The sequence below is a fragment of the Afipia birgiae 34632 genome (assembly GCF_000308295.2).
GTDB classification, from domain to species: domain Bacteria; phylum Pseudomonadota; class Alphaproteobacteria; order Rhizobiales; family Xanthobacteraceae; genus Afipia; species Afipia birgiae.
Window position 1 is genome coordinate 887,542 of record NZ_HG326654.1, and the last position, 10,697, is coordinate 898,238.

The 10,697-nt window shown below is 64.1% G+C and carries 11 protein-coding genes and 1 pseudogene; 7 read left to right on the plus strand and 5 right to left on the minus strand.

Going from position 1 to position 10,697, the window contains the following annotated elements; all coding sequences use genetic code 11:
- The first annotated feature begins 81 nt into the window (after window positions 1-81).
- A complete protein-coding gene (locus BN32_RS22890; RefSeq protein ID WP_019195670.1) occupies window positions 82-1,539 on the plus strand; it encodes a glutamate synthase subunit beta in 1,458 nt (485 codons plus the stop codon).
- Between the two features lie 60 nt (window positions 1,540-1,599).
- A complete protein-coding gene (locus tag BN32_RS22895) occupies window positions 1,600-1,923 on the plus strand; it encodes a YnfA family protein (protein WP_019195669.1) in 324 nt (107 codons plus the stop codon).
- Window positions 1,924-2,003: 80 nt separating this feature from the next.
- On the opposite strand, the gene BN32_RS22900 is transcribed toward BN32_RS22895, so the two are convergent.
- On the minus strand, window positions 2,004-2,390 hold the full coding sequence (locus BN32_RS22900; protein ID WP_040427498.1) for a DUF1236 domain-containing protein: 387 nt from the start codon (window positions 2,388-2,390) through the stop codon (window positions 2,004-2,006).
- A 187-nt stretch (window positions 2,391-2,577) separates the two neighbouring features.
- Between BN32_RS22900 and BN32_RS22905 the strand changes: the two genes are divergently transcribed.
- Complete coding sequence (locus BN32_RS22905; RefSeq protein WP_040427263.1) at window positions 2,578-2,931, plus strand: DUF4180 domain-containing protein; 354 nt, start codon at window positions 2,578-2,580, stop codon at window positions 2,929-2,931.
- A gap of 10 nt (window positions 2,932-2,941) precedes the next feature.
- Here BN32_RS22905 and BN32_RS22910 read toward each other — a convergent pair whose 3' ends face one another.
- From BN32_RS22910 to BN32_RS27025, 3 genes are all read right to left on the minus strand, one after another.
- Entirely contained in the window at window positions 2,942-4,993 is a 2,052-nt protein-coding gene (locus BN32_RS22910) for a tetratricopeptide repeat protein (RefSeq protein ID WP_019195666.1), read from the minus strand.
- Between the two features lie 87 nt (window positions 4,994-5,080).
- Complete coding sequence (locus BN32_RS22915; RefSeq protein ID WP_019195665.1) at window positions 5,081-6,742, minus strand: SGNH/GDSL hydrolase family protein; 1,662 nt, start codon at window positions 6,740-6,742, stop codon at window positions 5,081-5,083.
- Window positions 6,743-6,770: 28 nt separating this feature from the next.
- Window positions 6,771-6,941 carry a hypothetical protein gene (locus BN32_RS27025; RefSeq protein WP_156449382.1) on the minus strand — a complete coding sequence of 57 codons (171 nt, stop codon included), beginning with the start codon at window positions 6,939-6,941 and terminating at the stop codon, window positions 6,771-6,773.
- Between the two features lie 68 nt (window positions 6,942-7,009).
- On the opposite strand from BN32_RS27025, the gene BN32_RS22920 reads away from it, so the two are divergent.
- The 4 genes and pseudogenes from BN32_RS22920 to BN32_RS22935 all read left to right on the plus strand — a co-directional run.
- Complete coding sequence (locus tag BN32_RS22920; protein ID WP_019195664.1) at window positions 7,010-7,372, plus strand: ArsR/SmtB family transcription factor; 363 nt, start codon at window positions 7,010-7,012, stop codon at window positions 7,370-7,372.
- Window positions 7,365-7,892, plus strand: coding sequence for an arsenate reductase ArsC (locus BN32_RS22925; protein ID WP_019195663.1), 528 nt, complete (start codon window positions 7,365-7,367; stop codon window positions 7,890-7,892). The genes BN32_RS22920 and BN32_RS22925 overlap by 8 nt, the downstream gene beginning before the upstream one ends.
- Before the next feature lie 3 nt (window positions 7,893-7,895).
- A complete protein-coding gene (gene arsB / locus BN32_RS22930) occupies window positions 7,896-8,954 on the plus strand; it encodes an ACR3 family arsenite efflux transporter (protein ID WP_019195662.1) in 1,059 nt (352 codons plus the stop codon).
- Window positions 8,951-9,088: pseudogene (locus tag BN32_RS22935) on the plus strand (thioredoxin domain-containing protein); the annotation flags it as partial. The gene arsB and the pseudogene BN32_RS22935, both read left to right, overlap by 4 nt.
- 29 nt (window positions 9,089-9,117) lie before the next feature.
- On the opposite strand, the gene BN32_RS22940 reads toward BN32_RS22935, so the two are convergent.
- Complete coding sequence (locus tag BN32_RS22940) at window positions 9,118-10,548, minus strand: lytic murein transglycosylase (RefSeq protein WP_019195660.1); 1,431 nt, start codon at window positions 10,546-10,548, stop codon at window positions 9,118-9,120.
- Window positions 10,549-10,697: the final 149 nt, after the last annotated feature.

Genomic DNA, 10,697 nt, shown 5'->3' on the forward strand with positions numbered 1-10,697 from the left:
ATCCTTCGAGGCGCACAAGAGCGCGCACCTCAGGATGACGAACAGAAACTGATAGACGAGCATTCAGAGGCGTCGGGGTATATGGGTAAGCCTACAGGTTTTCTTGAGATCGAGCGTCACGACCGCAAGTACGCACCGGTCATCGAACGGGTGAAGGATTTCAAAGAATTCGTCATTCCACTGAGCGAGAAAGACACGCGCGATCAGGCCGCGCGCTGCATGAGTTGCGGCATTCCCTATTGCCACGGCACCGGCTCGGTTCAGCCCGGCACGCCCGGCTGCCCGGTCAACAACCAGATCCCGGACTTCAACGATCTCGTCTACAACGGCAACTGGGAAGAAGCGTCGCGCAACCTGCACTCGACCAACAACTTCCCGGAGTTCACCGGCCGCATCTGCCCGGCGCCGTGCGAAGCCTCGTGCACGCTGAACATCGACGACAACCCGGTGACCATCAAGACCATCGAATGCGCCATCGTCGACCGCGCATGGGACAGCGGCTGGCTCAAGCCTGAAGTCGCAGCAACGAAGACCGGCAAGAAGGTCGCCGTGGTCGGCTCCGGCCCCGCAGGCCTCGCCGCCGCGCAGCAGCTTGCGCGCGTTGGTCACGAGGTCCACGTGTTCGAGAAGTTCGCCAAGGCCGGCGGCCTTCTGCGCTACGGCATTCCCGACTTCAAAATGGAAAAGGGCATCATCGACCGCCGCGTGGCGCAGATGGAAGCCGAAGGCGTGATCTTCCATTACAACACGCCGGTCGGCGGCTCCTATGCCGGCGCGGTCGAGCCGCAGGATCTGCTCAAGGTTTACGATGCCGTCGCACTGACCGGCGGCGCGGAAGCGTCGCGCGATCTGCCGATCCCCGGCCGCGAGCTCGACGGCATTCATTTCGCGATGGATTTCCTGCCGCAGCAGAACCGCCGCATCGGCAACGAGCCGCTCGGCGACGTCCGCGAAATTCTCGCCACCGGCAAGGACGTGGTGGTGATCGGCGGCGGCGACACCGGCTCCGACTGCATCGGCACGTCGATCCGCCAGGGCGCGAAATCGGTAACGCAGCTTGAAATCATGCCGGCACCGCCCGAGCGCGAGAACAAGGCGCTGAGCTGGCCGAACTGGCCGCTGAAGATGCGCACCTCGTCGAGCCAGGCCGAAGGCGCGGTCCGCGAATACGCCGTGCTGACGCAGAAGTTCTCCGGCGGCGACGGCAAGGTTGCGAAGCTGCACTGCGTTCACGTCGACGACAAATTCCAGCCGGTGCCCGGCAGCGAATTCGAGCTCAAGGCCGAACTGGTGCTGCTGGCGATGGGCTTCGTCCATCCGGTGCATGAAGGTTTGCTGAAGAAGCTCGGCGTCGAGCTCGATCCGCGCGGCAATGTGCGCGCCTCGACCAACAACTACCAGACCTCGGTGCCGAAGGTGTTCTCGTCCGGCGACATGCGCCGCGGACAGTCTCTCGTGGTCTGGGCGATCCGCGAAGGCCGCCAGTGCGCCGCCGCGATCGATCAGCATCTGATGGGCGCGACCACGCTGCCTCGGTAGTTTTCTGTTTGGGCAGATCTGGTCCGAAAACCGCTTTTCACTTTTCGGGTTCATGCCCTCATGACCGCACTCATCTATATCGCAGCAGCCCTCGCCGAAATCGGGGGCTGTTTTGCATTCTGGGCCTGGCTGCGGCTGGACAAATCCATCTGGTGGGTTGTTCCGGGGACCGCATCGCTGCTGCTCTTCGCGTATCTGCTCACGCTTGTGCCGACCGACGCCGCCGGGCGTGCGTTCGCCGCCTATGGCGGGGTTTACATTGTCGCTTCGCTGGCGTGGATGTGGGCGGTGGAAAGCGTGCGTCCCGACCGGTGGGACGTTTCAGGTGCAGCGCTTTGCCTGATCGGCGCTACCGTCATCCTGTTCGGGCCGCGCTCGGTCTAGCCATCGGATCGCAAAGAAAAAGCCCCGTCTGTGACGGGGCCTTTTCCTCGCATCATCCGGTGCTGCTGCTCAGCGCACCGTTACTCGATGACGCGAATGACGCGGCGCGTGCGCGGTTCGACAATCACACGACGGTCGTTCACGACCGCATAGTGATACTCGGCATGGCGCGGCACCGGACGCAACTCGACATAGTCCGGCAGCGGCTCACCGACCACCACGCGTTCCTTCACGACGACCGATGGTCCCGGCAAGCCGGTGACCGACGAAATCACAGCCGCCGGAATATCGATCGCGGTGCCGACCGCGGCGCCAACCGTGCCGCCGACAGCGCCGCCAACCGGACCGCCGATGGCATGACCAGCGGCTGCGCCGTCGCGTGCGCCTTCAACCGTGGCGCTCTGCGCAAACGCGATGCCTGGCGTCAGCGCAATCACCGCAACTGCCATTGCCTTGCGAATCTTCATGTCATCCTCCATCCGTTAAGAGGGTGACCAACGGTTCAGGGCCGGGAGCGTTCCGGGATTCATCTGCAGGAACCCGTGAAATTTGTACCGGAACCAGCATTGCAATAAGTTTCCTCGCGCTGGCGCGGGAACTGCGGCGAAACCTTGACACCTGCGCAAAGGGCTCTCCGGCGGAAGACTTGCCACCATGAACCAACACACGCTCGACCGTCATGGACTCCGGATTCTTGTGTGCGCCAGTACGGGCTCAGCACTGTCCAGCATGAGCGCTGCGTGGGAGCACAATGCGACATGGGTCGCGTTTCCTGTCTCGCGGCTCGCTGACGGTTTCTTCCAGCTCAGCACCCGGATTGCCGGGGACGTGATTCAGAAATTCGTCAATCACAGTCTGGGGATCGCAATCGTCGGCGATATTTCAGCGTGGCTCGCCGGCAGCAAGCCGCTGCAGGATTTCGTCTATGAGGCAAACCGCGGAAACACGGTTCTGTTCGTCGGCGACCTGGACGAGCTGGATCGCCGGCTTGGTGCGCTGGCCAGATAACCTGCGCTGCTCAGTTCTTCTGAAGCCAGAACTGGTACATCTGCGCGAAGGTCGAGGGATTCTCGGCCTCAAACGCCGTCCAGTTCACAAGATCGGTCGCCGCCCTGTCGCCGGGAAACCGCCGCAGGTAGCCCGTCCGCGCCGGGGTCTCGAATCCGAGGAACGTAAAGCCGTTCTCCCGAAGAAAATCCGAGATCTGCGGAATCGAGAATTGATGCTCCTGCACATGGAACAGCAGATCGCGGCACTCGCTCATGCTGAAAAAGTCGCTGAACTGCGTGACGTTGTGCAGTTCATCGCCCGGTGCGCGGCCGGCGAATTCGGCCCGCAGCCGCCGCACCTCCGGAACCGAAAAACCGCGCCCCTGCTCCGCGAGATAGGCACGCGCGGCGTTGATGTCGCGGCGCGCCGTCGAACTGTAGAGCCCGATATGCATCAGCCCGCCGGGACGCAACAGACCGGCGAGCCTGCGCCATCCCGTCAGTGGATCCTTCAGGTGATGCAGCACACCGCTTGAGTCGATGACATCGAACGTGTTGCCGCTTTCGAGCGCCAGTATGTCCCCTTGCGCGTAGCGCAGGTTGGTCAGCCCCAGTTCCCTGGTCTTCCTGATCGCGTAGCTGAGACTGCTGAGACTGAGATCGATCGCCAGCACGTTGGCTGATTTCAGTTGCTGCGCACGCTGGATCGCATGCTGTCCGGTGCCGCATCCCGCGACCAAAACATCGAGTCCACGGTTGCCGAGCGGCTTGTACGGCGCGCCGGGAAACCGCATCCCGATATAAGCATCCACCGGCAGCGCCTGCGTCTCGGCGAGAACCCTGCTCCATCGCGGATAGGGGTTTTCCTCGTACTGCGCACGCACCTTTTCCGAAACGCCGTCCTCGATCGCGGTCAAGCGTTCAATGGTGGAGCGAATCGTCAGTTCGTCCCGGTGATCTACCACCTGCTGCGCGACCAGCGCGGCCATCGCGCCGGACCAGGGCTGCGCCGCGAGCTGTTCGGCTCCGGGAATCGAATGCAGCGGCAGGTAACCTGCAAGGATCGCGAGCCTGATCGGCGCGACTGCCTCGTTCCGCGCGATCGTCCCGGCGACGTCGTCACGAAGCCGGTCAAGCTGAGTGCTTTCCTCTTCGGTGACATCGAAGACGTATTCGTTGATGAAGCCCTGTTGTCCGAGCGCGGCCACCAGCGGCAACCATCGGTCGTCGCCCTCAAGCGTTCCGGTCGCGATGTCGTGCAGCGCGGCGCGGCGCACCGCCGTCAAAATCCGTTCGACCGCAACTGTCGTCACCGGCGACGTGCTCAGCAAAGCCTCAAACAGACCTTCGGCGCCGAGCGTCGCCAGATCGGCAGCACTGAACATCTCATTCAGCCGGGCCGGGCCTGCGTGCGACACCAGCTCCACACAGCGTGCCATCGCCGGCGTACGAAGCAGGATCGCGCCTGCGGCCGCCGACAGGTCGCGCGGGCGGCACCACGGTTCGCGCAAGGCGCGCACCAGAAGCTGGATGACATCCGGATCCAGCTTGATGGCCGCGGGATCGAGCGAGCGCAGCGCCATCACGAATGTCGACTTGAGACCGGCCGCCTCGTCCGTCCGCAGCCCATGAACTGCAGTGGCGAGGGCTTCGGCGAGTCGGCCGTGAAGCAGCAGCAGCGCGCCGAGATTGTTGTGTGCGCCCGGATAGTCCGGATCGATCTCCAGCGCCTTGCGGTTGTGCACGATGGCGTCGTCGTCGCGTCCGCAGTCGGACAGGATACGCGCCAGATTGTAATGCGGTTCGGGATTGCGCTTGTCCGATGCAATCGCCTTGCGCAGAAGATCGATCGCCGCGTCGCTGTGACCCGCCTGATGTGCGAGCAGCCCGAGACAACCCAAGGCGCCGGTGTGGCGCGGATTGGCGGCCAGCACATCGCGATAGTTAGCCTCGGCATCGCGCAGCCGTCCCGCCTGATGATGGGCCATGGCCTGCCGGAACAAGGTTTCTTCGAGAAGGCCTGAAGACCGGGCGGCGACCTTGCCGGTTTTTTCTTCAGCCCGGCGTTGTTTTCTGTTCACGATCTCGACCTGACGAAAATTTCTGGAGCAGCCGCGCGGACCCTACTGCATCGAATTGATGCGATCCAGACGCGGGGATGGTGCTGATTACCAGCGCGAGAAAAAGCCCGAGAACGGCGACGAGCCGAAAAGGCCCGGCGGCCGCTGGTATGCGTCACGCGGGCCGGGGCCTGCGCGCGGACGCTGGTGTTGCGGCGGCGCGGAGGGGTTGAACAGTCCCTGGACCACGACCTGCTTCTTCGGCTTCGGCTTCGGCGGCGCAGCGGTCCCATCAGACGACGCGGCGGCGACGACCGGATCGCTGGGCGGAGCGCTCAGCGCGCCGACTTCGCGGCGCGGCCATGCGAAATCATCGGCGCGCCCGGCAGGCGCTGCGAGCGGCTCACCCTTCACCAGCGTCCGCGCTGCAAGCGCATCGACCGAGGCAGGCCGCGTACCGACGCCGCCGAGCAGGTCATCGGTACCGACTTGCGACGCCACCAGCGGCATCACCGGTCCCATCAGCGGACGCGGACCGGCTTCTCCCGGGCGGATATTGGCATCCGGCGCAAAGGTCTCGCTCGGAACAGCCAGCGGGCCATCGGTGTGGGCCGCCAGCACCCGCCGGATTTCACGCTCGGTGTAATGCGCGAGCTTGCGCGCACCGGCTTTGGTGAAGAACACGCCATCGTTCGAGCGCAGGCGGCGGATCTGGCCTTCGAAGTCCGGGCCCTGCTGCGCAAAACGCCCGGCGTCATCGACGAAGCCGTCCCAGACATCGACATAGGTGATGCCGGCCTTGCCGGCGCCGTCGCGATACAACGCATCGAGGAACAGCATGTCCGACGTCGCCTTGGCGCCGCGCACCGCGGGCAGCCCGACCCAGAGCACCGGCACGCCCCTGGATTTCAGGACCGCGATCATCTCCTCGATTTTCTTCGCGTACAGTTCGACCCAGCGTTCTTCGCGGAAATCGTGCATGCCGCCGCCGGCCGAACGCTGTGCCTTATCCGGCGCCAGGATCTGGGACTGATCGTCGTCGTCCGGCGCGGCTTCCGCGTCCGACGGCTTGTTGTCCGCAGCCTTGTTCTCGGCGCCGCCGGCCGCGGGCTTGTCGCCCGGCTTCGCCGCGGCATCCGGCTCGTTCGGCTTGGTGCGGGAATCCTTCTTGGCGCCTTTCGCCTTATCGCCGGGCTTCTCACCCGGCTTGGCGTCGGTCTTCTTTTCGGCGACCGGTTCGCGGATCGGAACGCGATCGTGCAGGCCGAGCATCACCACGATAACGTCGGGCTTCTCGGTGGCCAGAATGCCCTTCGCGGCGGCGGCCCAGTCCGCCGGATCGCCCTTGGGCTGATACTTCAAAAGACCCGACACGGTCTTGTGCTTGCGGATCACGCCGAGGTCGGGCGTTTCCGACAACGCATCTTCAAGGCCATAGGCGAGCCAGTCCGCCATCGCGTCGCCGAGCACCAGCACGTTACGGTCGGCGGGGGCCTCGCGCTTGGCAGCCGCCGGTGCACGCGAGAAATCCGCCGGACGCGGCGCCTGCTGCTGTTCCTGAAAAAATCCGCCACCACCGAACGGCGCGAAGAAACCGCCGCCGCGCGGCTGCGGAGGCGGTGCCGGCCGCTGCGGGCGGCCGAAGCCGAAATCGAAGAACTGCGCCGACGCCGGAGCGACGATCCCGAACAGCATCGCGCCCGCAACCGCGAGGACCGTCAAAGGACCGCGGTCGGCAAACAGGCGCAGGAACGATGGCCGTTTTGACATGCGTCTCACAGAGTGAAAAAGCGTAACGTCAAAAAATAATAGCAGATTCAGGCCCTAAATGGGCAAAGTCGGCAGTCTGTTTATCGATTGGGCGCCTGGCGACAACACCGCTTCGCAGGTCCGGCGCCATAAACAGGCCGCCCCCGGCCCGCGTCAAGGGTTGGGCTCCCGCCAAACTGTTGATTTCAACATTGCGCATGGTGCGGTCTCCGCCCCCACCGGCCACAGGAGCTTGACGGCGGCTTTTAAATCGATATATCTGGATATATGGAATCAGAGTCAGCAATTCTCGCCCTTGCGGCCCTCGCCCAATCCACGCGCCTCGACGCGTTCCGGCTACTGGTCAAATCTGAACCGAAAGGCCTCGCAGCCGGTGATATCGCGAATTCACTCGCGGTGCCGCAGAACACCATGTCCTCTCATTTGTCCATCCTCACACGGGCCGGCTTGGTGACAGCCAGGCGCTCTGGCAGATCGATCGTCTATCGCGTCGACCTGACGCATTTCCAAAACGTCCTGCTTTACCTGCTGAAGGATTGCTGCGGCGGAAACCCGGACCTCTGCGCGCCACTGATCGAAAGCCTGATGCCCTGCTGTCCGCCGGCGAAGAAAGGAAGAGCAAATGTCTGACCGCATTTATAATGTTCTGTTTCTTTGTACCGGCAACAGCGCGCGTTCGATTCTCGCAGAGTCGGTCTTGCGCAAAGACGGCCGCGGACGGTTTCGGGCGTTCTCGGCCGGCAGCCTGCCGAAAGGCCGCGTGAACCCCTTCGCGATCAAGGTTCTCAAGAGCGCCGATTTTCCAGTGGATGACCTGCGTTCAAAGAGCTGGGAAGAGTTCGCGGCCCCCGATGCGCCGGTGATGGATTTCGTCTTTACGGTTTGTGACAATACCGCGGGTGAATCCTGTCCAATCTGGCCCGGCCAGCCGATGACGGCGCATTGGGGAATTGAAGATCCGGCAGAGGTGGAAGGCACGGATATTGAAAAGGAAGCGGCGTTCGTTGCGGCGCTCCGCTATATGAAAAACCGTATCGCGATCTTCACGAGCCTGCCGCTGAACAGCATCGACAAACTGTCTCTCGGCACGAAATTGCGCGACATCGGCCGCACCGAAGGATCGACATCGAACCCGCCTCGGGTGGCGTGAGGCATGAGCATTTTCGAACGCTATCTCACCCTTTGGGTCGTGATCTGCATCGCGGTCGGCGTCGCACTGGGTCATCTCATGCCGGGCGTATTTTCCATCATCGCAGGAGCGGAAGTCGCAAAAGTCAATTTGCCCATCGCGGTGCTTGTCTGGCTGATGATCATTCCGATGCTGCTGAAGATCGACTTCGGTGCGCTCGGCAAGGTCGCCGCGCACGCGCGCGGCGTCGGCGTGACGCTGTTCATCAACTGGGCCGTCAAACCGTTTTCGATGGCACTGCTGGCGACATTTTTCATCGGCCATGTTTTTGCGCCGATGCTGCCCGGCGACCAGATATCCTCGTATGTCGCGGGTCTCATCCTGCTAGCGGCAGCACCCTGCACCGCCATGGTCTTCGTCTGGTCCAACCTCGTCGGCGGCGAACCGCACTACACGCTCGGCCAGGTCGCGCTCAACGACGTCCTGATGATCGTCCTGTTCGCCCCACTGGTCGGCCTCCTGCTTGGTGTCGCTTCGATCTCGGTGCCATGGGCCACGTTGTTGCTGTCCGTCGCGCTCTACATCGTGGTGCCGGTGATTGTCGCGCAGGTCTGGCGGCGCGCTTTGCTCAACGATGGTCCCCGGATGCTCGAACGGACGCTGGCGCGCCTGCAGCCCGTGTCGCTGATCGCCTTGCTCGCGACGCTGGTGCTGTTGTTCGCCTTTCAGGGCGAGCAAATTCTCGCGCAGCCGGTGGTGATCGCGATCCTGGCGGTCCCGATCCTGATACAGGTCTACTTCAATGCGGGCCTCGCCTACTGGCTAAGCCGGCGCTTCGGCGTCGCGTGGTGCGTCGCTGCTCCGGCGGCGTTGATCGGCGCCAGCAACTTCTTCGAACTGGCCGTGGCGGCAGCCATCAGCCTGTTCGGCCTCAATTCGGGAGCAGCCCTCGCGACCGTCGTCGGCGTGCTGGTCGAAGTGCCGGTGATGCTGTCGGTGGTCAAGATCGTGCAGGCCACGCGCGGATGGTATGAGGCCGGCCCTCACCAACCCAGGACAGAACGCGCAGAGGTTCACCCATGACCGTCACCATCTTTCACAATCCAGCCTGCGGCACCTCGCGCAACACGCTGGCAATGATCCGCCAGAGCGGCGAAGAGCCCGCCGTGATCGAGTATTTGAAAACTCCGCCAAGCCGCGAGCGGCTGGTTCAGCTGACGACAAGGATCGCGCGGTAGTCTTCGGCTTACCGCCTGCGCAACCGGTCCAGCACGCCGGACGAGGCGAACCCGTCGGCGGGGGCCCCGATCGAGGCCTGGAAGCTGCGGAGCGCCTTCTTGGTCTCGCCGCCGAGATTGCCGTCCGGCTCGCCGCGATAGAACCCGCGCTGCGCCAGGAGCTGCTGCAGTTCGAGCCGCTCGTCGCGCGACAGCACCCGCTCCTGCCGCGGCCATGCCTGCACGAACGGCATACCGCCGCGCAGCCGGTCGGCGAAATGCCCGATGGCCAGCGCGTAAGCCTCCGACGGATTGTAGCGCATGATCGAGCGGAAGTTTCCGAGCATCAGGAATCCCGGCCCGTCCGCGCCGGCGGGCGCCAGCAAAAACGCCTTGTCGGTGTTGCGCGGAAACGGCTTGCCGCCGGCGCGCCGGACGCCGAGATGCTCCCACTGCGCGATGGTGTAGCTCTTGGCGCGGTCGGCATGCAGATAGTTGAAGCCCTGCGGCACCTCGACCTCGTAGCCCCAGGTCTGTCCCGGCTGCCAGTTGTCCTTTTTGAACTTCGCCGCCGTGGAAGCGATGATGTCCGGAATGTCGTCAACGGCGTTGCGCTTGCCGTCGCGGTCGAAATCCACCGCGAACTTCTTGAACGCGGTGGGCATGAACTGCGTCGCACCGAACGCCCCGGCCCATGAGCCGCGCATCTGCTGCGGCGTCAGGTCGCCGTGATGCAAGATCTCCAGCGCGGCGAGAAACTCGTCCTTGAAGTAACCCTGACGCCGCCCGATGCAGGCCAGCGTCGCGGTGGAATTCAGCACGCTGCGGTCGCCGCCCTGCGTGCCGTAGTTCGATTCGATGCCCCAGATCGCGGCGATGATATAGCGATCGACGCCATAGGCCTTTTCGACCGCGGCGAAGGTCGCCGCGTTTTTCGCCAGCACCTCGCGGCCGCGCGCGATCCGCGCATCGGTGACCAGAATGTCGAGATAGTCCCATACCGCCTTGGTGAACTCGGGCTGCGAGTCCATCAGGTCCATGATGCGCAGGTCGGGCGACAGATCGGCGGTGAAGCGCTCGAAGCTCGCCTGCGAGACGCCACGCCGCGCGGCCTCCGGCCAGAAACCGGCGACGCAGCGGTCGAAGTTCGCAGCCGAGCGGCGGATCGCGTCGGCCGTCATCAGCGGGTGACCGGACGCGCCGTCCTCGCCGCTCCATTCCTTCGGCGGCGACGCCTGCGCCATGCGGCGCGGCGCTGGCTGCATCTGGCGCGGGGCCGGTGACGGCTGCTGCTGGATCGAGCCGGTGATGTCGCCGCGCTGGCCGAGGCTCCCGCGCCCCGACGCGGTCTGCCCGTAAGCCGGACCGGCCATCATCGAGACCGCCGCGACCACCGACACGGTCAGCGCCGCACCCGCGACCATCAGCCACGCGCTTTCTTCACGTTCGATCCGTGCCATTGTACTCCACACCCGCTCAAGACTATCCCGGATACAGGAGGCCCGGACAGGGTTTCCACCCGATTAACAACGCAGCATTTTTCGGCGGCGAGATGACGCGGCGCGGGTTCTTTCCTTAGAAATTTGCCCCTCACCCGCTCGCTACCGCT